The 23,230-nt window shown below is 65.7% G+C and carries 19 protein-coding genes; 6 read left to right on the forward strand and 13 right to left on the reverse strand.

Annotated features, from left to right (window positions below):
- Nucleotides 1–135: 135 nt before the first annotated feature.
- The 6 genes from GPJ75_RS00335 to GPJ75_RS00360 are packed head-to-tail and all read right to left on the reverse strand — an operon-like array spanning nucleotide 136 to nucleotide 7,007.
- A complete protein-coding gene (locus tag GPJ75_RS00335; protein WP_163263942.1) occupies nucleotides 136–1,092 on the reverse strand; it encodes a hypothetical protein in 957 nt (318 codons plus the stop codon).
- Nucleotides 1,093–1,102: 10 nt separating this feature from the next.
- Nucleotides 1,103–2,416, reverse strand: coding sequence for a TRAP transporter large permease (locus GPJ75_RS00340; protein ID WP_163263944.1), 1,314 nt, complete (start codon nucleotides 2,414–2,416; stop codon nucleotides 1,103–1,105).
- 2 nt (nucleotides 2,417–2,418) lie between these two features.
- Nucleotides 2,419–2,952: a TRAP transporter small permease gene (locus tag GPJ75_RS00345; RefSeq protein ID WP_163263946.1), complete on the reverse strand. Its 534-nt coding sequence runs from the start codon at nucleotides 2,950–2,952 to the stop codon at nucleotides 2,419–2,421.
- Between the two features lie 55 nt (nucleotides 2,953–3,007).
- Nucleotides 3,008–3,982: a TRAP transporter substrate-binding protein gene (locus GPJ75_RS00350; protein ID WP_163263948.1), complete on the reverse strand. Its 975-nt coding sequence runs from the start codon at nucleotides 3,980–3,982 to the stop codon at nucleotides 3,008–3,010.
- 59 nt (nucleotides 3,983–4,041) lie between these two features.
- Nucleotides 4,042–5,304 carry an FAD-dependent oxidoreductase gene (locus GPJ75_RS00355; RefSeq protein ID WP_163263950.1) on the reverse strand — a complete coding sequence of 421 codons (1,263 nt, stop codon included), beginning with the start codon at nucleotides 5,302–5,304 and terminating at the stop codon, nucleotides 4,042–4,044.
- On the reverse strand, nucleotides 5,304–7,007 hold the full coding sequence (locus tag GPJ75_RS00360; protein ID WP_163263952.1) for a thiamine pyrophosphate-binding protein: 1,704 nt from the start codon (nucleotides 7,005–7,007) through the stop codon (nucleotides 5,304–5,306). Before GPJ75_RS00360 ends, GPJ75_RS00355 begins: the two co-directional genes overlap by 1 nt.
- Nucleotides 7,008–7,116: 109 nt before the next feature.
- Here GPJ75_RS00360 and GPJ75_RS00365 point away from each other — a divergent pair, with 109 nt between their 5' ends.
- Nucleotides 7,117–7,839 carry an aspartate/glutamate racemase family protein gene (locus GPJ75_RS00365; RefSeq protein ID WP_163263954.1) on the forward strand — a complete coding sequence of 241 codons (723 nt, stop codon included), beginning with the start codon at nucleotides 7,117–7,119 and terminating at the stop codon, nucleotides 7,837–7,839.
- On the opposite strand, the gene GPJ75_RS00370 is transcribed toward GPJ75_RS00365, so the two are convergent.
- Nucleotides 7,832–8,791 carry a LysR family transcriptional regulator gene (locus GPJ75_RS00370; protein ID WP_163263956.1) on the reverse strand — a complete coding sequence of 320 codons (960 nt, stop codon included), beginning with the start codon at nucleotides 8,789–8,791 and terminating at the stop codon, nucleotides 7,832–7,834. The genes GPJ75_RS00365 and GPJ75_RS00370 overlap by 8 nt on opposite strands.
- Nucleotides 8,792–9,041: 250 nt before the next feature.
- On the opposite strand from GPJ75_RS00370, the gene GPJ75_RS00375 reads away from it, so the two are divergent.
- The 3 genes from GPJ75_RS00375 to GPJ75_RS00385 all read left to right on the forward strand — a co-directional run bounded on the left by GPJ75_RS00375 (nucleotide 9,042) and on the right by GPJ75_RS00385 (nucleotide 14,435).
- Nucleotides 9,042–9,851 (forward strand): alpha/beta hydrolase, encoded by an 810-nt coding sequence (locus GPJ75_RS00375; protein ID WP_163263958.1) that lies wholly within the window; start codon nucleotides 9,042–9,044, stop codon nucleotides 9,849–9,851.
- Between the two features lie 48 nt (nucleotides 9,852–9,899).
- Nucleotides 9,900–11,117, forward strand: coding sequence for an efflux RND transporter periplasmic adaptor subunit (locus GPJ75_RS00380; protein WP_163263960.1), 1,218 nt, complete (start codon nucleotides 9,900–9,902; stop codon nucleotides 11,115–11,117).
- 129 nt (nucleotides 11,118–11,246) lie between these two features.
- Nucleotides 11,247–14,435, forward strand: coding sequence for an efflux RND transporter permease subunit (locus GPJ75_RS00385; protein ID WP_163263962.1), 3,189 nt, complete (start codon nucleotides 11,247–11,249; stop codon nucleotides 14,433–14,435).
- A gap of 45 nt (nucleotides 14,436–14,480) precedes the next feature.
- Here the strand turns inward: GPJ75_RS00385 and GPJ75_RS00390 are convergent, their stop codons facing one another.
- The 6 genes from GPJ75_RS00390 to GPJ75_RS00415 form a co-directional block, all read right to left on the reverse strand.
- Nucleotides 14,481–16,565 carry a TRAP transporter permease gene (locus tag GPJ75_RS00390; protein WP_163263965.1) on the reverse strand — a complete coding sequence of 695 codons (2,085 nt, stop codon included), beginning with the start codon at nucleotides 16,563–16,565 and terminating at the stop codon, nucleotides 14,481–14,483.
- 108 nt (nucleotides 16,566–16,673) lie between these two features.
- Nucleotides 16,674–17,684: a TAXI family TRAP transporter solute-binding subunit gene (locus GPJ75_RS00395; RefSeq protein WP_163263967.1), complete on the reverse strand. Its 1,011-nt coding sequence runs from the start codon at nucleotides 17,682–17,684 to the stop codon at nucleotides 16,674–16,676.
- Nucleotides 17,685–17,798: 114 nt separating this feature from the next.
- The gene (locus GPJ75_RS00400; protein WP_163263969.1) at nucleotides 17,799–18,260 is read right to left on the reverse strand and encodes a GNAT family N-acetyltransferase; all 462 of its coding nucleotides are present in this window, start codon (nucleotides 18,258–18,260) and stop codon (nucleotides 17,799–17,801) included.
- Between the two features lie 143 nt (nucleotides 18,261–18,403).
- Nucleotides 18,404–19,477 carry an ABC transporter substrate-binding protein gene (locus GPJ75_RS00405; protein WP_163263971.1) on the reverse strand — a complete coding sequence of 358 codons (1,074 nt, stop codon included), beginning with the start codon at nucleotides 19,475–19,477 and terminating at the stop codon, nucleotides 18,404–18,406.
- Nucleotides 19,474–20,847: a sensor histidine kinase gene (locus GPJ75_RS00410; protein ID WP_163263973.1), complete on the reverse strand. Its 1,374-nt coding sequence runs from the start codon at nucleotides 20,845–20,847 to the stop codon at nucleotides 19,474–19,476. The genes GPJ75_RS00405 and GPJ75_RS00410 overlap by 4 nt, the downstream gene beginning before the upstream one ends.
- A gap of 52 nt (nucleotides 20,848–20,899) precedes the next feature.
- A complete protein-coding gene (locus tag GPJ75_RS00415) occupies nucleotides 20,900–21,583 on the reverse strand; it encodes a response regulator transcription factor (RefSeq protein ID WP_163263975.1) in 684 nt (227 codons plus the stop codon).
- 107 nt (nucleotides 21,584–21,690) lie between these two features.
- Here GPJ75_RS00415 and GPJ75_RS00420 point away from each other — a divergent pair, with 107 nt between their 5' ends.
- A complete protein-coding gene (locus GPJ75_RS00420; RefSeq protein WP_163263977.1) occupies nucleotides 21,691–22,674 on the forward strand; it encodes a Bug family tripartite tricarboxylate transporter substrate binding protein in 984 nt (327 codons plus the stop codon).
- Nucleotides 22,675–22,797: 123 nt separating this feature from the next.
- A complete protein-coding gene (locus tag GPJ75_RS00425) occupies nucleotides 22,798–23,229 on the forward strand; it encodes a tripartite tricarboxylate transporter TctB family protein (RefSeq protein ID WP_163263979.1) in 432 nt (143 codons plus the stop codon).
- The last annotated feature ends 1 nt before the right edge of the window (nucleotide 23,230 follow it).

Consider the following 23,230-nt stretch of genomic DNA (forward strand, 5'->3'; position numbering starts at 1 on the left):
ATGCGCGCTGCTTTGCCAGCCGGACCTCTTCGCTTGGACCCTTTCATCATTTCACGGAAACGATGAAAGGATCTAACCTTTTGATTTCATGCAATTCCGGACGGAAAACCGGTTTCCACTTTTCCTGGAATTACTCTAGCCGGCGCTTCGCGAAGAGCGGGATCGCCTGGTTCCGTATAGCCACCCCATCAGGATGGGTGTCAGATACATGGGGATCTGGTAGCAGCCGATGAACAGAAGCAGGGGGTCGGTTACCGCCGCCGGCAGAGCGGTCAGGAAGAGGGCAATGTTGCGGTTGCCGGCGACGATGCCGAAGGGAGCGGCAAGGTGCGGATTGCCTGCGCGGCGCAGCGCGGCGGCCACCAGGATCTGCAGCCCGAAATTGCCGGCGAAGGCGGCGAGGAGGGCGATCCCGAGTGCCTGCGGGGCGCTGCGGATCGCCGGGCCCACGGCCGACATCAACCCCACGACGACGATAGCCATGACGACCGCCGAAAGCCCGTCAATGCCGGCCATCGTGGTGGGGGAGGGGGTCTTGAGGAGAAGCCCGCGGATGAGGAAGGCGGCAGCCGCCGAAAGCGCGATGGTGGCGAGCAGTCTGCCGGCGGCGGCAAGCACCTCCCCCACCTCCCCGAGCGCGGGCGACAGCCAGAAGACGGGGATGACCGTCAGCGGCAGAAGCGCCGTGCCGACGACGAGCTGGCGCAGGGCCGGAGCCGGGTCGTTGCCGGTGAGCATGGTGAGGTTCGGGCTGCCGGAAATCGGCGAGGCCGCCATCATCAGGACGAGCGCGATCGCGAGCGCTCCCGCCCATCCTACAGCCTGAAAGGCGATAAGAGCGGCGACGGGAAGGGCGACCTGGAAGACGAGCGCAAAGCCGATGGAGTTGCGCAGGTCGCTGAGCGCGCCGACCGCCTGGCGCGGCCCGACACGAAGTGCCGCGAGGAACAGGAGCGCTGCGATAAGCGATCCGATCCACGGCCGCAGGGCGAGGGCGATGCCGGGAAGCGCGATGCCGGCGACAAGGCCGAGGATAAGGACCAGGCGCCCGTAACGGGCGGCAAGGCCCAGGAGATTGAGGGCTGCGGTCACGCCGGTTCTCTCAGCCGCCCGCTGCCGGCCGCATATTGTCGGGAAGCCACGTCGCCAGCTCCGGGAAGGCGATCAGCAGGAACACCATCAGCACCATGATCACGAACATTGGAAGCGCGGCACGGGCGATGAAATTCATCTCGTGGCCGGTCATCCCCTGCAGCACGAAGAGGTTGAAGCCGATGGGCGGCGTGATCTGCGCCATCTCCACCACCAGCACGACGAAGATGCCGAACCAGATGATGTCGATGCCGGTCTGGCGGATCATCGGCTCGACGATGGCGATGGTCAGCACCACGATGGAGATGCCGTCGAGGAAGCAGCCGAGCACGATGTAGAAGACCATCAGCACCATGAGAAGCTCGAAGCGGGAGAGCTCCATCGCCGCGATCGCCGTCGCCAGGCCGCGCGGCAGGCCGGTGAACCCCATGGCGAGCGACAGGAAGGCCGCGCCCGACAGGATGAGGGCGATCATGGCCGAGGTGCGCGCCGCCCCCATCAGGGTCTCGCAGAACGTGCCGAGAGAAAGCGAGCGCTGCCAGGCGGCAAGGAGAAGCGAGCCGATGACGCCGATGGCGGCGGCCTCTGTCGCCGTCGCCACGCCCATATACATGGAGCCGATGACGAGCAGGATCAGAATGAAGACGGGAACCAGGAACCGCGACCGGTGGACCTTCTCCATAAAGGTCATCGGCGGCTCTGGCGTCGGCCGATAGCTTTTCGAGAGCTGCGAGGCACCCACGACATAGACCATGAACATCGCCGCCAGGATGAGGCCCGGCAGGATGCCGGCGATGAAGAGCTTGGTGATCGATTCGTTGATGCTGACGCCGTAGACGATGAGGGTGAGGGAAGGCGGGATCATCAGCCCCAGCGTGGCCGAGCCGGCGAGCGTGCCGATCACCATGCGCTCCGGATAGTTCCGCTTGCGCAATTCCGGGATCGTCATCTTGCCGACGGTGGTGAGTGTGGCGGCGGAGGAGCCCGAGACGGCGGCAAAGACGGTGCAACCGGCGATGTTGGTGTGCATCAGCCCGCCGGGGAGCCGCGCCATCCAGGGGGCAAGGCCCCTGAACATGTCCTCGGAAAGCCGCGTGCGGTAGAGAATCTCGCCCATCCATATGAACATCGGCAACGCCGTCAGCGACCATGAGGAGGCCGAGCGCCACATCACCGTCATCATGGCGTCACCGATGGGCCGCGCGGTGAAGATCTCCATGCCGACATAGGCGACGCCCAGAAGCGCCAGCCCGATCCACACGCCCGAGCCGAGCAGCAGGAACAGGACGAAGAGGAAGAGGCCGATGGCGTAGACCTGGTCCATGGTTACTCCGCCCTGCTCTGTTGGCTAAGGTCAGGGCGGATGTTGTCGCGGCCGGCCAGAAGCAATGTCACCAGATTGTCGATGAAGCAGACGGCGAGGACGACGGCACCGCCCGCCATCGGCGTCTGGGCGATCCATAGTGGGGTGGCATCCTGGCCCTGGCTGACGTCGCCGAGCCTCCATGACCAGTAGACGGCCCTGACCGCGAACCAGGCGAGATAGGCCGAGGCGGCCGACGCGATGACGAGACACCACAATTCTCCCCAGAAGCGCCGCTCGCCGAGCGCGGTGAGAAACAGGTTGACCCTGATATGGGCGCCGCGATTGAGCGTGTGAGCGAAGGCGAGGAAGGATGCGGCGGCCATGAGATAGCCGGCATACTCACTGGAGCCGGGGAAGGGGATCCCCGCCCAGCGCGCCACCACCTGCGTGGAGATCACGACGAGGATGGCGAGCAGGCAGAGTGCGGCCAATGCGCCCGCCCCGTCATAGACGGCGTCGAGGCTGCGGCGGATCGCGCGCGCGGCTGTTGGCATTCCAGGCTCCAGAAAAGATGCGGCCCGGAGGGTCCGGGCCGCGCTGTCAAATGGACTACTGGGCGCGGTAGGCGTCGATGATGGCCTTGCCGTCCTCGCCGGCGCTCTCAAGCCATTCGTCGGTCATCGTCGCACCGAAGGCGGCGAGCTCCTCCCGGAGCTGGTCGCTCGGCTGGGAAACGGTCATGCCGTTTTCGGCAAGGGTCTTCAGATAGCCGGCTGAAAGCTCCTCGGACTTCTTCGCGCCCTCGGCGGCGATCTTGTCGCCGCATGTGGCGATGGCCTGCTGCGCCGCCTCGTCGAGCCCGTCCCAGGCATCCTTGTTGACGAACACGACATTGCGCGGCAGCCAGGCCTGCACGTCGTAGAAGTGGGTCAGGCTTTCCCAGGCCTTGGAGTCGACGCCTGTGGAACCGGAAGAGATGAAGCTCTCGACAACGCCGGTGGCCAGCGCCTGGCTGAGCTCGGCTGCCTCGATCTGCACCGGCGCCATGCCGGCAAGCTCGGCGATGCGGGCGGTCGCGGCGTTGTAAGCGCGGAACTTGATGCCCTGCATGTCGGCAACCGAATTGACCTCCTTCTTGAAGTAGAAGCCCTGCGGCGGCCACGGCACGGCGTAGACATAGACGAGATTCTGGTTCTCCAGTTCCGCTGCCAGCTTGTCGCGTGCGGCCTGCCAAAGCTTTTCCGATTCCTCGTAGGAGGTGGCCAGGAACGGGATGGAATCAACGCCGAACAGCGGGTTCTCGTTGGCATGAGCGGAGATCAGGCGCTCGCCGATCGGCGCCTGGCCCGTCTGGACCGCGCGCTTGATGTCGTTGCCAGAGAAGAGCGAGCCGTTCGGGTGCGTCACGATGTCGATCTCGCCGTCCGTGCCCTCGCGCACGCATTCGGCGAATACCTCGGCATTCTCCGAGTGGAAATTGGTCGCCGGATAGGCAAGCGGCATATCCCATGTTTCGGCCTGGGCCGCGCCCACTGAAGCCGCGGCGGCGGCCACCGAGGCGAAAAGAACTGAACTACCCTTCATCGTAATGCTCCCACTTTCTGGAATCTTTCGGTGTTGTTCCCGGTTCTGAAGTCAAGCGCCTATTGGAAACGCGAAGGTGCGTATGGTGCAAGGTCTAAATTCGGCGCTGTACCGGAAATGAGTTGCGCCAGGATGCGGCCGGTCTTCGGCCCGCCGGTGAGGCCCACGTGATGGTGACCGAAGCCGAGAAAGGCGCCTTTTACGCCCGGCACCTCCCCGATCAGCGGGATGGAGTCGACGGGCGCGGGGCGATGACCCATCCATTCGCTGGTTCCTTTCCATGTAAGGCCAGGCATGGTGGCCTGGATGTTCTTCGTCAAGAGGGTGAAAGGCGCGCGCGAAGCCGGCGCCTCGAGCCCGCCGAACTCGACGATGCCGGCAAGCCGCAGCCGCCCTTCCATCGGCGTTATGACGAACTTGTCCGCGGCGACCATGACTGGCGAGCGCGGCATGAGGCTCGGCTCCCACAGCTCCACATGATAGCCGCGCTCGCTTTCCAGCGGTACGTCGAGGCCGAGCTTGCGGCAAAGCGGCTTCGACCAGACGCCGGTGGCAAGCACCGCCGCCGAAGAGGCGAGCGTCTCCCCGCCGATCCGCACGCCCGTGACGCATCCGTTCTCGCGCACGAGGTCGCCGACCTCGCCCTTGACGATCCTGCCGCCGGATGCCGCGACATGGGCGGCGAGATCCTTCACATAGCGCCCCGGATCGGAAATGCGGCCGTGGTCGGGGAGCCGCGCGGCATAGCCCAGATGATCGGCAAAGGCCGGATCGTATGCGTGAAAGGCCTGCCCCTCCAATTCGTCCCAGCGGAAGCCGTGGTCGCGGCGGATCGACCAGCCGAAGGCATCTCCATCGAAATGTGCGCGGTCGCGATAGACGAAGACATAATCGGACGGAACGAGCCATTTTTCCGCACCAGTGCCTTCGCTCAGTGCCTGATGCTCGGCATGGCTGTCACCGATGATCGGCGCCAGCGCGGCAGCGATGCGCCTGGCCTCTCCCGGTGCGCAGTGCCCCAGATAGGCCCGCAGCCACGGCGCCAGCCTTGGCAGGTAGGACCATCTCAGGAAGAGCGGCTGGCGCGGATCGAGGAGCATCCGCGGTGCCTTGCGCATGAGGCCGGGAACGGTGACCGGAACGATCGAGCAGGAGGCGAGCACACCGCCATTGCCGTAGCTCGTCCCTTCGCCCGGCTCGCCGCGGTCGATGAGGACGACGTCGTGGCCCGCGCGCTGCAGCCAGATGGCGGTCGAAACGCCGACGATCCCGGCCCCGATGACGGCGACGGGGAGGCGGTCTTGCGCGCCGCTTGTGGCCATCAGGCGACCCACTCGGAGACTGGCGCTGCGGCCTCATCGAGCGGCTGAGTGACGATGTCGACGAGTGTCGGCCCGCCGGCTTCGAGCGCTTCCCGCAGCACCGTTTCGAGCTTCGCGGGGTCCTCGACCTTCCAGCTCTTCAAGCCGTAGGCGGCGGCGACGGCCGCGTGGTCGGTGCGTGTGAAGTCGACATTGTGGAAGCGGGCGCCGAAGCCCGAGCGCTGCCCGGCCTTGATCCAGCCATAGGCGCTGTTCGACACGGTAATGAAGGTAATGGGCATGCGGTAGCGCACCACCGTCTCAAGTTCGCCGGCGCTCATGCCGAAGGAGCCGTCGCCCATCACCGCGACCGTCTTGACCTCCGGCCGCGCGACATGAGCGCCAATCGCCGCGCCCATGGCGTAGCCGAGCGCGCCGTGGGCGCGGTTGGTGATGAAGTGGCGGCCGGCCGAGGGCCAACGGTAATGCGCCGAGAAATAGGGGCAGGGCGTGCCGGGATCGGCGCAGACGATGGCGTCGGCATCGAGAAGGCGCTGCAGTGTGGCAACGATGCGCTCCGGCCGGATCGGCGTCTCATTGGAGGCGGCCAATGGCTCGAAGGCGGCAAGTTTTGCCTGCCAGGCTGTGGCGGCGCGTGCCTCGCCGCCGTTCGAGCCCTTCGCGCCCCGCCTTTCAAGCGTCGCGATGATCGCCTCGAGCGCCAGCCGCGCATCCGCGGCCACGGCGGCTTCGGTCGGGTAGTTCGCGCCGATGACGGCCGGGTCGGAATCGATATGCACGATCCGCGCCCCGGGCGCCGGGCTGCGCCACCGCTCCGTGGTGACGGAGCCGGCACGGCAACCGATGAAGAGCACGAGATCGGCCTCGCCCACCACGGCGCGCGTGGCGGGGACCCCGCCGTTGGAGCCGACCACGCCGACGGCGCGCGGATCGGTCTCGGCGATGGAGCCCTGGCCGGAGACGGTGGTCGCTACCGGCAGGTCGAGCATCCGGGTGAGCCTTGCAAGCGGCTCAATCGCCTCCGCCAGCACGACACCACCGCCACAGACAATCACCGCGCGCTTGGCGGAGATAAGCGCCTCGGCTGCCGCCTCGACGGCGCCGGGGTCCGGGGCGGCGGGCGTCGCCGGGAAGGTTTGATGGCGTTTGTCGGCCCAGATGTCGTCCGGCGTCATCGCCGCCTTCTGCGTGTCGAACGGCAGCGCCAGATGCACCGCGCCCGGCCGCCCCGTGGTCATCTCCCGGAAAGCCCTGCGCACCATGGCGGGCAGGCGCTCGGCGTCGTCCAGCGAGGCGTTCCATTTGGTAAGCGGTCTGAACAGCGCCACCTGGTCGAGTTCGGTCAGCGGATAGCGGCCGCGCGAGGCGGTCGACACGTCGCTGTTGATCGCCAGCACAGGCACCGAACTTTCGTTCGCCTCGACCACGCCGGGCAGGATGTAGGTCGCCCCGCCGCCCGAGGGGCCCTCGCAGACGCCGGGCCGCCCGGTCACGCGGGCATAGGCGTCGGCCATATAGGCTGCGTGGCGCTCGTCGCGGGTAAGCAAGTGGGTGATGCCGTGGTCTAGCCGGAAGAGCGCGTCGTAGAGCGGCAGCGTGGTGTCTCCGCACAGGCCGAATATGTGTTGCACACCGTAGGCGTCGAGCATCCTCACCATGGCTTCGGCGCCGGTGAGCGTGTTTTGCGGTGCGGATGAAGTCATGGATGACCGTTCGAAGGCTTGGACGTGCGGGCTTGAAGCCCGTATACAGGCGCGAATGGGAGAGGCCGTCAAGACGGGGCTTCCAGATCATGCCGTTCAGGGGCGAAACATGCGTGTAAAAGGCGGAAAGCCGGTCTGTGGTGCCGCGGTCGGCATCCTGATGCTCGAGGCGCGCTTTCCGCGCATTCCCGGCGACATGGGCAACGCGCTCACCTGGCCCTTTCCCGTTCTTTACAAGATCGTCCGCGGCGCCACGCCCGACCGTGTGGTGCGGCGGAGCGCGGAGGGCCTGCTCGACGTCTTCGTCGATGCGGCACGGGAACTGGTGGCCGATGGCGCCGACGGCATCACCACCAATTGCGGGTTCCTGTCGCTTTTCCAGGACGAGCTCGCCGAGGCGGTGGGCGTGCCGGTGGCAACCTCCTCGCTGATGCAGGTCGCGCTGGTGAATCGGCTCCTGCCCCGTGGCAAGCGCGCCGGTATCCTGACCATTTCAGGATCGACGCTGACGCCTCTTCATCTGGAGAAAGCCGGTGCTCCCGCCGACACCCCGATCGGCACCACGGAAGGAGGGCGCGAATTCACCCGTGTCATTCTCGGCGACGAGAACGAATTGGATGTCGAGGCGGCGCGACGGGACAATGTCGAGGCAGCCTTGCAACTGGCCGCGAGCAACCCGGATCTTGGCGCCATCGTGCTCGAATGCACGAACATGATCCCCTATGCCGCCGACATCCGCGAGGCGACAGGCCTGCCGGTCTTCTCGATAGGGAGCTTCGTCCAGTGGTTCCACGGCGCGCTGCAGCCCAGACGGTGGCCTGCAGTCACGTAGAAGGAACCGCGGTGGGAGCGGCATTACTCCTGCTGCCGGATCCCCGGCCACCGATTCCCGACTCTGCGAAAAGAGCGGCGATCCAGTCCACGAAGACCCTCAGCTTGTTGCTCAGATGCCTGTTCGGCGGGAAGACCACGTAGATCGGCATCGCGTCCCGGTTCCACTCGGTAAGGACCGGCTGCAGAGCGCCGGCGCGGAATGCCTCTTCGACCATGAAGCGAGGAGCCTGTGCGACGCCCATTCCAGCTCTTGCGGCCGTCACATAGGTCATGGCTTCGTTGACCGATACGACATAGCGCCCGTTCACTTCGAGCCGTTCATCCTCCCGGTTGAAGACAAAAGGCAACTGGCGGCCGTTCTCGGCACGGAAATAGCTCACCACATGGTGGTCTTGCTCCAGATCGCGAGGATGCCGGGGCTCGCCATACCTTGCCAGGTAGGCCGGGGCGGCACAGGTCACCAGGCTCATTTCCGAGATGCGTCTGGCGATCAGCGACGGTTCGGAAAGCTCCCCGATCCGAATTGCGCAATCGACATTCTCCGCAAGGATGTCGATCTGCCGATCCGAAACGCCAAGATCGATCAGGATGTTCGGATAACGGGCATGAAAATCGCACATTGCCGGGATGAGGATCAGGCTCGCCAACGCTCCCGACATGTCGATCCGCAGCCTGCCTTGAGGGAGGGACTGCGAGGAGGCCATGCTTGAGTCCAGCTCCTCAATGTCCGCCAGGAGCCTGAGCGCCCTTTCGTAGTAGAGCGCGCCATCGGGGGTCACCAGCACGCGGCGGGTCGTCCTGTTCAGAAGCTTCGTTCGAAGATGTGCTTCCAGCCCCTGTATCAGCTTGGTTACGGTCGCCTTCGGCATATCGAGAGACTCAGAGGCACGCGTGAAGTTGCCCGCTTCCACGACGCGAACGTAGGCACGCATGGCGGCAAGCTGGTCCATCCCTGTCTCCCCGGTCAAACTTGAAGGGCGATTGTTCACGTATGGAAATAGTGAAGTCATAAATAACACACTTTTTCCAAGAGCAACACAATACCATCTTCACATCGATACCCGACGACCCGATCGGCAGGGACGCGAAGACGTTATCGTGTGTCTCCTGACGAGGTGTTGTCAGGAGGGTTGTGCGATATGCCACCGATATTTCTCGCAACCGGTGCGGTTGCTCATACGGGAAGACGCTGGAAGCCCCATGGGAACGGAATGGACAGAGGAGAGGTTTGACGCTGCGGTGGGATCGGTTCCCGTGCGCATCTACCGCGATAGCGCCCTGACGAAATCGCCCCCTCTCGTTTTGCACCTGCATGGCGGCGCGTTTCTCAACGGTTCGCTGGCAACGGGGCAACTGGTTTCCACGCTGCTCGCCAAGGCGGGCGCTGTCGTGGTGTCGGCCGACTATTCCAGTGCATACGAACATCCCTTCCCGGCGGCGCTCCAGCTCTCGTTCGACATCATGTCGTCGCTGTGCAAGCGGCGCGCGAAGCTGGCGCACAGGGAATCCTCTCTTTTCGTGGCCGGGGAAGAGGCCGGCGGCAATCTTGCGGCCGGCGTTGCATTGATGGCCCGCGACCAGCACTTGGGAGGGCTGCAGGGGCAGATCCTGCTCTCGCCGATGCTCGACCCGTGCATGGCGACAGGCTCGTTCCGCAAGGCGGAAGCTGGTGCGAGCGGTTGCAGATGGGCGGACGGCTGGAACCGCTATCTCGGATTTGCCGCCAAGGCCTGCCACCCTTACGCCGCACCCGCCCATTGCATGCGGCTTGCCGGGGTCGCTCCAGCGCTCGTGCTGACGGCCGAGGACGACCCGATGCACGATGAAAGCCTGAATTATGCGAGGCGCCTGAGGGAGGCGGGCGTCGTCGTACGTGAGCATGTCTTGACCGTTCGGACCGGATGGCCGGGCGCCTACGGCAACTGCCTGGGCGTCCAACCTGAATGGGGGGAGACCGTCTGCGGCCATTTCGCCGCGTTCTTCCATGAAACCGGAGCGTTATCCCACTGACACGGACTGTTTGACCTGATCCGGCCTTAGCGCCGCAAGGAGAGATTCATGAAAATGTCTATCACCCGCTGGCTCCTTTGGGGAGCCGGCCTGGCCGTTGTCGCGTCGATCGCGGGCACCGTCCTGATGCCGAAGTGGTTTGACGGGGCCCAGGCCGACACCACTGCCGCCGCGCCCGCCCAGGCCGTACCCGTATCCGTTGCCGTGGTCGAGCCACGCGACGTCACTGTCTGGCAGGAATTTTCCGGCCGCCTGGAAGCGGTCGATCGCGTGGAGCTCCGCTCCCGCGTCGCCGGCGCGATCCAGTCGGTGCATTTCCGCGAAGGGGCGCTCGTGGAGAAGGGCGATCTGCTCGTCGCAATCGATCCGGCGCCCTTTGAAGCGGCGGTCGCACAGGCCGAGGCCGTCGTCAGCGCCGCCGAGGCGCGTGTGGAACTGACCAAGCTCGAGCTCGAGCGGGGACGCCGGCTCGCCGCCTCCCGCACTGTCTCGCAAAGCGATCTCGACCAACGTCTGAGCGCTCACCACGAGGCAGAGGCCAGCCTTCGTTCGGCCAAGGCGGCGCTGCAATCCGCCCGCCTTGACCTCGGCTATACGGACATTCGCGCCCCGATCTCAGGCCGCGTCGGCCAACTCGAGATCACGGCTGGTAACCTCGTCGCGGCGGGAGCCGGCTCTCCGGTTCTGGCAAGGCTGGTTTCGGTCGATCCGATCTATGCGGGCTTCAACATCGAAGAGCGGTTCGTGACACGTGCGCTGTCGCAGTTACCGACAACGGAGACGGGTGCGCCAGCCGTGGAACAGATCCCCGTGCAGATCAGCACGGCCGACGAAAACGCTACGCCGATCAAGGGGCGCCTCCAGCTCATCGACAATGAGATAGACACCGCGAGCGGGACGGTGCGTGCGCGGGCGGTCATCGACAATCCCGACGGCCGCCTTATCCCGGGCCAGTTCGTGCGCGTGCGCGTGGGTCAGCCAAGGCCAGAGCGGCAACTCATGATCAGCGAGCGGGCAGTCGGGACCGATCAGGACAAGAAGTTCGTCCTTGTCGTCGATGCGGCAAACACCCTTGCCTATCGCCAGGTGACGCTTGGGCCCTCGACCGAAGGCATGCGTATCGTCGAAAGCGGCCTCGAGGCGGGAGAGCGCATCGTCGTCAACGGACTGCAAAGGGTCCGGCCGGGCGCCCTCGTGGAGCCCCAGGTAGCGACCGCCGAGACGACGGAGCAGACGATGGCCGAAGCCGACGGCTCCAAACGATAGCCGCAGCCGGGAGCGGAGGTCCCGTTCCCGGCACCGAACATTGACCGAAATCCTTTCGCGATGGACGCACGCCGTTCATCGCGGACCATACACCGATGCCAATGCACTGCCGGAAGGGGCGGACGTGACATGAATATTTCAAGATTTTTCGTCGACCGGCCGGTCTTCGCGGGCGTGCTGTCGGTCTTGATTCTGGTAGCCGGCCTGCTCGGTCTGCGTGCCTTGCCGATCTCCGAATATCCCGAAGTCGTGCCGCCGTCGATCGTTGTCCGCGCGCAGTATCCAGGCGCCAATCCGAAGGTCATCGCCGAGACGGTGGCGACACCGATCGAGGAAGCCATCAACGGTGTCGAGGACATGCTCTACATGTCGAGCCAGGGCACGACCGACGGTCTGATGACGTTGACCGTGACCTTCAAGCTCGGCACCGATCCGGACAAGGCGCAGCAGCTCGTGCAGAACCGCGTCGCCCAGGCCGAGCCGCGCCTGCCCGAAGAGGTGCGGCGCCTCGGCATCACCACGGTGAAAAGTTCACCCGACCTGACGATGGTCGTCCATCTTCTTTCGCCGAACGACCGCTACGACATCACCTATCTGCGCAACTATGCGGTGCTCAACGTCAAGGACCGGCTCGCCCGTATCGAAGGCGTCGGCGATGTCCAGGTCTTCGGCTCAGGCGACTATTCCATGCGCGTGTGGCTCGACCCGCAGAAGGTTGCCGCGCGCGACATGTCGGCCAGCGACGTGGTGCAGGCGATCCGCGAGCAGAACATCCAGGCCGCCGCCGGTGTCGTCGGCGCCTCGCCGAGTGTCCCCGGCCTCGATCTGCAGCTTTCCGTCAACGCGCAGGGGCGCCTGCAGTCGGCCGAAGAGTTCGGCAACATCATCATCAAGACCGGCGCCGACGGTGCGATCACGCGCCTGCGCGATGTCGCTCGGATCGAGTTGGGTGCCGCGGAATACGCGCTGCGCTCGCTGCTCGACAACAAGTCGGCGGTGGCGATCGGCATCTTCCAGGCGCCCGCCTCCAACGCCATCCAGATCTCCGACAACATTCAAGGGGTGATGGACGAACTGCAACAAACCATGCCGGAGGGCGTGGAATACCGGATCGTCTACGACACGACGCAGTTTGTCCGCGCCTCGATCGATGCGGTGGTGCACACGCTGCTCGAAGCGATCGCTCTCGTCGTGCTCGTCGTCATCGTGTTCCTGCAGACCTGGCGCGCCTCGATTATCCCGCTGGTCGCCGTACCGGTTTCGATCATCGGCACATTTGCGGTGCTGTACATGCTGGGCTTCTCCATCAACGCCCTCACGCTCTTCGGTCTTGTGCTTGCCATCGGCATCGTCGTCGACGACGCCATCGTCGTGGTGGAGAATGTCGAGCGCAACATAGAAGAGGGCCTCGCACCCCGCGAGGCGACGTACCGGGCGATGCGGGAGGTCTCGGGGCCGATCGTCGCCATCTCCATGGTGCTGGTCGCCGTGTTCGTGCCGCTTGCCTTCATCTCCGGGCTCAGCGGGCAGTTCTATCGTCAGTTCGCCGTGACGATCGCGATATCCACGGTGATTTCCGCATTCAATTCACTCACCCTGTCGCCTGCGCTGGCGGCGTTGTTGCTGCGCGGCCACGACGCGCCGAAGGACTGGCTCACCCGGGTCATCGATGCGGTCTTCGGCTGGTTCTTCCGCGGCTTCAACTATGCCTTCAGCCGCGGCTCCCGGTATTATAGCGGTGGCGTCGGACGCATCCTGTCACGCAAGACGGTGATCATGGGGCTATATCTCGCGCTCGTCGGGGCGACCTTCGGCATGTTCAATGCCGTACCCGGCGGCTTCGTGCCCGCGCAGGACAAGCAATACCTTGTCGGGTTCGCGCAATTGCCGGACGGTGCGACGCTCGACCGCACCGACGAGGTCATCCGGCGCATGGGCGACATAGCCTTGAAGCAGCCGGGCGTGGAGAGCGCCGTGGCCTTTCCGGGCCTGTCGATCAACGGCTTCACCAACAGCTCCAACGCCGGCATCGTCTTCCTGACCCTGAAGCCGTTCGAGGAACGGCAGACGCCGGAGCTCTCCGGCGGGGCGATCGCCCAGCAGCTCAACGTCCAGTACGCCGGCATTCAAGAGGCCTTCATCGCCATGTTCCCGCCGCCTCCGGTCCAGGGGCTCGGCACCATCGGTGGTTTCAAGCTGCAGATCGAGGACCGTAACGGCCTCGGCTATCAAGCGCTCGACGAGGCGACCAAGGCGTTCCTTGCCACGGCCTACGCCACGCCGGAGCTGGCCGGGCTGTTTTCCAGCTATCAAGTCAACGTTCCGCAGCTCTATGCCGATCTCGACCGCACCAAGGCACACCAGCTCGGCGTGGCCGTGACCGATGTCTTCGACACGCTGCAGATCTATCTGGGATCGCTCTACGTCAACGACTTCAATCAGTTCGGCAGGACCTACTCCGTGCGCGTTCAGGCGGATGCGCCTTACCGCGGGCGGGCGGACGATATCGGCAAGCTGGAGGTGAGGTCGCAGTCGGGCGAGATGATCCCGCTGTCGGCGCTGCTCAGGGTGGAGCCCAGCGCCGGACCGGAGCGTGCGATGCGCTATAACGGCTTCCTGTCGGCGGATATAAGCGGCGGGCCGGCACCTGGCTATTCGTCGGGCGAGGCGCAGGCGGCAGCGGAGCGGATCGCCGCGGAAACCTTGCCGCCGGGAATCAGCTTCGAGTGGACGGAACTGACCTACCAGCAGATTCTCGCCGGGAATTCGGGCATCGTGATCTTTCCGCTGGCGCTGCTTCTGGTGTTCCTGGTGCTGGCCGCGCTCTATGAAAGCCTGACGCTGCCGCTGGCGATCATCATGATCGTGCCGATGGGCATACTGGCGGCGCTTACCGGCGTGTGGCTGAGCCAGGGCGACAACAACATCTTCACCCAGATCGGGCTCATCGTTCTCGTCGGATTGTCGGCCAAGAACGCCATCCTGATGGTCGAGTTCGCGCGTGAGCTCGAATTCGCCGGCATGACGCCGAAGGAAGCGGCAATCGAGGCCAGCAGGCTCCGGCTGCGCCCGATCCTGATGACATCGATGGCCTTCATCATGGGCGTGGTGCCGCTGGTGCTTTCCACCGGGGCCGGCGCCGAGATGCGCGCGGCGATGGGAATCGCGGTGTTCGCCGGCATGATCGGCGTGACGGCATTCGGCATCTTCCTGACACCGGTCTTCTACGTGATGCTGCGTCGTCTCACCGGCAACCGGCCGCTGAAGCAGACCGGAGAGGCGACGATTCCCGTTCCCGCCGTCGCCGCGGGCGAATGAACCGGCCAGGCAAAGAGCGTGCGTTGGCGGTTATCCATACCGCCTTCACCGCTCGTTGCCTGCCGCAGCCTCCTTGCCGATGAACGGCATCTGCCGCAGGGCAACAGGCGCAACGAGAACGACGCCCACGAGGGTGGCGTAAAGGTCCGGAGCCACCAGCAGGATCGCCGCCACCACGAGAAGTGCCCGTTCGTATGTGCGCAGCGGCGCGAAAAGCCAGTTGGCGAAGGCAGCCGAGAGCATCCAGATGCCCGCCATTGCGCCGGTCCCGGCCAGGAGGAACTCCGTCCAGCTAAAGCCCTCGACGACAAGCAGCAGGGACGGCGAAAACACGAAGACGAACGGCACCAGCGCCTTGCCCATTCCGAGCCGGAAGGCGGTGTTGCCAGCCTTGAAGGCGTTGGCTCCGGCAATGCCGGAGGCGGCATAGGCCGCCAGCGCCACGGGCGGCGTGATGTCGGCCAGCACGCCGTAATAGAAGACGAAGAAGTGGGCGACGAGCGGCTCAACACCGAGCAGGCCGAGAATCGGCGCCGCCACGGCGATCATGATGAGGTAGTTTGCCGTGGTGGGAATGCCGCAGCCCATAAGGATGCACACCACCGCTGTCATGATAAGCGTGAACAGCAATGTCAGCGCCGTGACGCTCAGCACTTCGAAGGGCAGAAACGCGAGGCTGGCCGAAACGCTCTCAGCCCATCCGGCGGCGATGGATGTGACCATATAGGCGATCTTGAAGCCGACGCCGGTCAGCGTCACCACGCCGATGATGACGCCGACGAGCGCTGCGGCCGCGGTGACGGAGAGCGAGTATTTCGCGCCCACCACGAAACCGTCCCAGGTCTCACGGACGCTTTCGCGCAGCGCGGTGCGGATGTCGTGGCGGACCAGGTTCTGGATCACCAGGACGAGAAGGCATGAGGTGATGCCCCAGAAGGCGGCGAGATAGGGCGTCTTGCCGGACAAGAGCACGGCCACCAGTACGAACAGCGGCAGCGTCGTCAGCCAGCCTGCCTTGAAGACGGTCCAGGCAACGGGAAGCTCGTCTCTGGTCAGCCCGCGCAGCCCGCGCCGACGCGCCTCGAGATGGACCTGCACCAGGACGCCGAAGAAATGCATGAAGGCCGGCACCAGGGCGGCGGTGAGGATCGTCGTCAGCGGCACGCCGAGGTACTCGATCATCAGGAAGGCGACCGCGCCCATGACGGGCGGCGTGATCTGCCCGCCGGTGGAACTTGCCGCCTCGACCGCCGCAGCGAAGTGGCGCGGATAGCCGATGCGGATCATGGCGGGAATGGTGAGCGAGCCGGTTGTCACCGTGTTGGCGATGGACGAGCCGGAGATGGAGCCAAGCATCGCCGAGGACAGTACCGACACCTTTGCCGGACCGCCGGAATAACGCCCCGCGAGCGCGGAGGCGAGATCGATGAAGAGCTGCCCGAGCCCGATGCGCGTGGCCAAAACGCCGAACAGGACGAAGTGGAACACGTAGGTGGAGATGACGCCGAGGGCTGTTCCGTAGATGCCCTGGCTGGTGAGATAGAGGTGGTTGACGATGTTGTCCCAACTCGCCCCCGGATGCGCCAGGACGCCCGGCATCGACTGGCCGAAATACGCATAGGCGATGAACAGGACCGCGATCACCGGCAGCGGCCACCCCATGGCCCGGCGGGTGGCTTCCAGCATCACGACGATCAGGATCGTGCCCATGAAAACGTCGATGGGCAGCGGGTTGCCCACGCGGAAGGCCAGGTCGTTGAAGATCCACGGGACATAAAGCGCGGTCACGGCACCGGCGATGGCGAAAAGCCAGTCGTAAAGCGGCAGGCCCAGCGGCCTCAGCAGGCCGGAACGCGGCTCGCGCGGTTGTCCCCAGGCCGTGAAGAACACGAAGGCAAGTGCCAGCGTGAAGGCAAGGTGCAGGCCGCGGTGGGTCGTCGCCTGCGGGATGCCGAAACCCGCCGTGTAGTAATGATAGCAGGAGAGGATGAAGAGCGCGCCGGCGGCGATCCAACCGAGCAGGGGCGGCAAGGGGCGGAACCGCACTTCCGGATCGAAGCGCTCCTCCAGATCCTTCATATGCTGCTCGGTCAACACCTCTGCGCGTTCAGCTTCAGACGGAGCCGCCATCCTGCGCAACCTTTCGGGAAACAAGGGGGCGGCATTGCCCGCCCGCGATTCGGAAGACGGCCCGGCTCCTGAGGGGCCGGGCCGCCGTTCAGTCGGCTGTTTGCCGGTCTATTCGCTCAGGGCACCGGCTTCGCGGTAGAACTTCTCGGCGCCGGGGTGGAGCGGAATGCCGACGCCATCCAACGCCGTCTCAAGTGTGATCTGCCGGCCCTTCTGGTGGCCCGCGTCGAGAAGCTTGCGGGTGCCGTCGTTCCACAGCGCCTTGGTGATCTCGTAGATCAGATCCTCAGGCTGGTCGGCGCTGGTGACCCATTGCGCGCCGACGGAAAGCGTTGTTACCTCTTCCTCCACGCCCTCGTACGTGCCGGCCGGAACAACGTTCTCGGCAAAGAAGGTATATTCGTTCCTTACCGCGGCAGCTTCTTCACCCGAGATCGGTACCAGGGTGATGTCATGCTGGCTGGCCAGTTCGGCGATGGCGCCGGCCGGGAAGCCACCGACGAAGAAGAAGGCGTCCATCGCGCCGTCGCGCATGCGCTCGGCTGCCTGGTCGGGCTTGAGGTAATGCGCCTCGACGTCCTCTTCACTCAAACCGTAGGCCTCGAGGATGATGCGTGCATCCACCAGCGTTCCGGAGCCCGGCTCGTCGAGAGAGACCTGCTTGCCGGCAAGGTCGTCGACACTGTCGATGCCGCTTTCGGCGCTGGCGACGAGGTGGATCGTCTCGGGGTAGAGATTGGCTATGGCGCGCAATTTCTCCACCGGCTCGCGGTCCTCCCAGATGCCTGTGCCGGAATGGGCCCAGGTCGCGACGTCGGACTGCGAGAAGCCCGATTCGAGCGATCCGCCGGCAATCGCATTGACATTGGCCACCGAGCCGTTGGCTGAGACCGCCGTTGCGATCAGGCCCGGCACGCCACAGGAGCCGCCTTCTTCGCAGGGACGCGAGCCGGGCGGGTTGGAAATGGCGTTGGCGATCAAACCGCCGATAGGGTAGTAGGTGCCGGCCGTGCCGCCGGTGCCGATGCGGAAAAACTGCGGCTGCTGCGCCAGCGTGGCGCCGCCAGCCGCAATGCAGAGCACGACGGCCCCAACCATCGAGATAAGGCGTTTGGTCATTTCATTCTCCCTCTGGAAAAAACAAATTGTGATGGGATGTCAGCTAGCATCCATCATGCCGCTCATCAATCTCCCTCCCCTTGAGGGGAAGGGAGCGTCCGCGCATTCGCTCCGCTATCTGATCATCCCCTCGTAGATGCCGGGTTCCGAGCCCGGGATCTCGATCACCGGGCAATGACGCCGGTAGAAATCCACCGGCCCGGCGCCACCGATGACGGCGTAGCCGTAGCCGGCCTCGCGCATGGCGTGAAGTGTTGCCAGCAGGAGCCGGCGGCCGAGGCCCTTTCCGCGCGCGGCCTTGCTGACGCCGGTCGGCCCGAAAAAGCCGCGCGCCGTCGCGTCGTAGCAGGCGAAGCCGAGCAACTTCTCTCCCTTGACGGCGAGGTAAGCGCCAGGCGGCCTGCCCGCCATCGCCACGGCGCATTCGCTCGCCCAGCCCCTGTTGAAATGCGCCTCGGCGAAAGCGCACACGGCGTGCATTTCCGGCGCCAGCGCGCGGCGCACCGTGACGCCGCTTTCAAGGCCCGTTCCGCGCTCTTGCGGGAGCTTGTAGAGGGGCACGAGAAGATCGGGCATGGGCGTGTTCCTTGGCTTGGTGGCGGCTGCGCTTCGGGGAGGGTGGCTTTGCGGTTTCTTACCGGGGGTAGTGTTCAGGCATGGGTACTCCGGTCAAGCCCGAGGCCGCACATCGATACGCCGCAATCGCCAAGGCCGTGGTATCATTCCTCTCCTACCGCCACCGCCGGCAGGGCGGCGCGCCATTGTTCAAGGAATATCTCCCGCTTGGCCCGGTCGAGGCCCACCAGGAGCGCCGGCGTCATGGCGATGGGGCGCAGCGTCTCCGGGTCGGCGGCAGCGCCTGCCGCCAGGGCGGCGAGCCGCTGGGCGCCGTCGACGGGCGACAGGAGGCGGATTTCGGAGGAAAGGATGTCGCGGCCTTCCGCGGACAGTATGAAGGCGACGAAATCCTCGGCCAGCTCCGGCTGCCGCGCAGCCTTCGCGACGAAGGCGGCGCGGGCGAGCACGAGCGTGTAGTCGTCGGGGAGCACGATGCCGAAGCGGTCGTCGGTTTCGATGCGCTGAAGCGCGTAGGAGCCGAGGACGTTGTAGCCGATGAGCAGGCGTCCGTCGGCCACCCGGTCGAGGATGTCGGCCGTGCAGCAGAAGAGGCGCGCGCGGTTGCGCCCGAGGCTTTCCACCAGACGGCCCCAGGTGCTGGCCTGCAGCGCGTCCTGGAAGGCGAAGAGATAGCCGACGCCGGAGCTTTCGATGTCGTAGGTGCCCACCTTGCCGACGAAGTTCTCGCTCTCGCGCAGAAGGTCGATGAGCTCGAAACGGCTTTCGGGGAGCCGCCGATCTTTGAAATAGGCGCGGTTGTAGACCGTGACGGCGGGCTCGAAGGTGAGCCCGACAAGCTCCTCGCGCCAGCGGGCCCAGTCGGGGAGCCCGGCGCGGGCTTCGGTGCGCAGCGGCAGCGCGCAGCCGTCGTTGACCAGCTTGAGCTGCTGGTCGATGGAAGAGGAGATGATGAGGTCGGCAACGAAGCGGCCTTCTTCACAGGCCGCCGTAACGTCGTCGGCGACCTCGTTAGTGGTGAGCTCGCGATAGGTGATGGCGACACCGGGATTCTGGCGCTGGAAGGCCAGCAGGATGGGCTCGAAGATGACGAAATCGGTGGTGCTCTCGATCACCAGATGCGCCTGCGTTTCTTCTCCACGCGGCGGCATGCGTGTCTCCACCGCGCCGGCGGGCCAGGCGAGGAGGATGGCGAGGGAAAGGACGAGCCGCCTCATGGCCGCGCCACCGGGATTTCCAGGCCGATGGCGAAGCCGTCTTCACAGGTGCGGCGGGTAAGCCGTGCCCCGTGCATGGCCGCCACCGAGGCGACGATGGAGAGCCCGAGGCCGGCGCTGTCGGGGCTGATGCCGTCCGAGGTGAAGCGCTCGCCGATGCGCGCGGCGAGCGCCTCGGGAATGCCCGCGCCACGGTCGCGAACCATGATGGAGGCCCATCCGTCGTGCCGCTCGACGGCAACGGTGACGGGCGCGGCGCCGTGCTTCGCGGCGTTGTTCAAAAGGTTCTTCACCGCTTCGCGCAGGCTCACCGGGTCGCCTTCCACCCACACTTCCTCGTCGGGCAGGTCGACGCCGATCGCCTCATCGGAGACGGCCCGCGTCTCCCGTTCGGCCTCCATTGCCACGCGTCTCAAGTCGATCGTCTCCCTCGCCGCCGTATCGGCGCGGTGGGCGATCAGCGCGTGGCTCAGGAGCTGGTCGGCCAGCCGTCCGAGGCCGACGCTGCGGGCGTAGAGCCGCCGGTGCAGCCGGTTGAGCCGCTCCGGGTCCTTTTCTTCCAGCGCGAGTTGCGCCTGTGCGCGGAGCGCGGTGATCGGTGTGCGGATCTGGTGGGCGGCGTCGGCGACGAAGTTCTGCATGGCCTCGATGCGGCTTTCGAGCCGGCCCATGAAGCGGTTGATCGCCGCCACCAGCACGGCGACCTCCTCCGGCGCCGGCACGTCGATGGGCGAGAGGTCGTTCGCCTCGCGCTTGAGGATGGCGCGCTCGACGCGGGCGAGCGGGCGCAGCGCCACGCGCAGGACGAGGAGCGCCAGAAAGAGGAGGAGCACGCCGGCGGCGGCGATGATGAGCACGGCGTTGGTGGCGATGCTGGCTGCCAGCCCGGCGCGCTCGCGCGTCGTCTGGGCTACGACGATGACCACCTGGCCGCTCATCGAGCGTTCGGCGAGAAGGCGCGTGAGCTTGACGGCGCGGATGGCCGTATCCTTGTAACGGGCGTCGTAGATGGCGTCGGGACCGGCGTTCTCGCGCGGCAGGGGCAGATCCTCGTAGCCGGTCATGGTGCGCCCGTCGGGGCCGATGATGCGGTAGAAGACGCGGTCGGAGCGGGCGAGCGAGAGAAGTTCGAAGGCGGAAACCGGTAGGTCGAGCCTGACCCGCCCGTCCGCCACCGAGACGCGCTCGGCGATCTGCAGGGCGGCGCCGCGCAACAGGCGGTCGAAGGTCTCGTCGCTTGCCGCCTGGCCGAAGCGTGTCGCCGCGACGATGCTTGCCAGCACCACCAGCACCAGGATGAGCACCATGGCCACACCCAGCCGGAAAGCGATGGATTGGCCACGCGCGGTGTCTGGTGCGAGCGCGGTCATGCGGGGAGCCTTCGTTGGCAGGCGGAGCGATATGTGAACGCCATCGGCATCATCACGGCCCTGCTCCTTCCCGCAGTACGGCCTGATAGCCGAGGCCGCGCAGGGTCTTTATCTCGAGATCCGCGCCGTCCAGCTTGCGGCGCAGGCGGGCGATATAGACCTCGACGGCGTTGAGGCCGGCTTCGCCCGTGAGGCCGTAGAGGCGGGAATAGAGATCGTCCTTTTCAAGAACGCGGCCCACATTGCCCATGAAGGCCTCGAGCAAGATGAACTCGCGTCGCGTCAGCTCCACCTCGCGTCCGGCAACAGTGACGGAGCGGGCGGCGAAGTTGCAGCGCAGGTTACCGGCTTCCACCACCGCTTCCGCCGCGCCATGCCGGCGGCGGCTGACGGCGCGGGCGCGGGCCTCCAGTTCGCGCAGGTCGAAGGGCTTGACCAGATAGTCGTCGGCACCGAAGTCGAGCGCGTCGATCTTGTCCTCCACGTGCATGCGGGCCGTCAGGACCAGCACCGGCACGGGGTTCTTCGCCGCGCGCAGCCCTTTCAGGAGCTCCAGGCCCGAGCCGTCGGGCAGGTTCAAGTCGAGGATGGCGAGGTCGTAAGGCTCCGCAAGGCCGAGGAAATGCGCGGCGTCTTCGCGGCTTGCCGCATGGTCGCAAACGTGACCGTGGCGCTGGAAATGCGCCAGGATCGCCTCGGCGACGTCCTCGGTGTCCTCCACCACCAGAACACGCACGCTCTTCGTCTCCTCTGCGAAATGACAGCTTGGTGACAGCTTATAGCCGTATCCTCACCGGACCTTCGCACGAAACCCGTGCGGCAGGAACAAGGGAGGATTACCTCATGAAGAAGCTTATCGCGGCTGCTGCCGCAACCCTTTTTGCAACCCTCGCTCCGGTGGGCGCCTCTTTCGCCTTCGAGGCGGGCAACACCGAGTGCATCGCGCCGGCCAATGCCGGCGGCGGCTGGGACTTCACCTGCCGCCAGGTGGGCAAGGCGCTTTACGATCTTAAGATCGTGCCGAGCCCGGTGCAGGTCACCAACCTTGCGGGCGGTGGCGGCGGTGTGGCCTTCGCCGAGGTGGTCGCCAAGCGCAACGGCGACGACAGCCTCATCGTCGCGGCGTCCTCGGCCACCACGACGCGGCTTGCCCAGGGCGCCTTTCCCGGTGCTAGCAAGGATCAGGTGCGCTGGCTGGGCACGATCGGCGCAGACTACGGCGTCATCGCCGTGTCCAAGGATTCGCCCGTCGAAACGCTTGCCGACCTGTTCGAGGCGGTGAAGGAGAACCCGTCCGCGGTGTCGTTTGCCGGCGGCTCGGCGGTGGGCGGCTGGGACCACCTGAAAGTGCTGATTGCGGCCAAGGCGGCGGGCATCGACGATGCGCGCACTATCAAATACGTCGCCTTCGAGGGCGGCGGCGAGGCCGTGACGCAGCTCCTGGGCGGCCACGTGCAGGCGTTTTCCGGAGATATTTCCGAGACCAAGGGATTTGTCGATTCGGGCGACCTGAAGGTGCTTGCGGTGCTCGCGGACGAGCGGCTGCCGGGTGAGTTCGGGCAGTTCCCGACGGCCAAGGAGCAGGGGATCGACGCGGTGGGCGCCAACTGGCGCGGTTTCTATGCGCCCGGCGGCATGAGCGACGATGCCTACGACTTCTGGGTCGACGCCATCAAGTCGACCTATGAGAGCGACGAGTGGAAGGCGGTGATGGAGGCGAATGGCTTGATGCCGCTCGCCGAGTTCGGCGCCGACTTCAACGCCTTCGTCAGCGGCGAGATCGCCAACACCGAGGCGCTGAGCCGCGAGATCGGCATCCTGCAATAGACACCTTTTGAAGGGCGTTTAGGTCGGGTCGAACCTCCGCGCCGTCATCCCGGACAAGCCTGCGGCTTTCCGGGATGACGCGCGAGGGAGCCGGTTTTATCGCCAGAACGGGAGGAAACGACGATGAGCGACCGCATACTGGGCGGCACCTGTCTGCTGCTTTCCATGCTGTACATCTATTTCGCCGCCCAGACTCAGGTCGGCTTCATCTCCGATCCGATGGGGCCGAAGGCGTTTCCCATCGGCGTCGGCGTGGTGCTGGCGCTCGCCGCGCTCTACACCTTCTTGAAGCCCGACCCGGAGCCGGTGTGGCCGCGGCTGGGGCGGATCGGCGAGATCGCCTTCGCAGTCGTCGTCATGGCAGCCTACACTTACGCGCTGCCCGAATTCGGGTTCACCGTATCCACCGCAGTAGCGTCGGGCCTCCTGAGTTGGCGCCTCGGCGCCGGGCCGATCGCCGCGGCGATTGCCGGCGTCTCCATCGCGGTCGGCATCTTCGTCATCTTCAGACTCGTGCTGGGGCTGTCGCTCGCCCTCGGACCGTGGGGATTCTGAT

Source organism: Chelativorans alearensis, assembly GCF_010993735.1.
Classification (GTDB): Bacteria; Pseudomonadota; Alphaproteobacteria; order Rhizobiales; family Rhizobiaceae; genus Chelativorans; species Chelativorans alearense.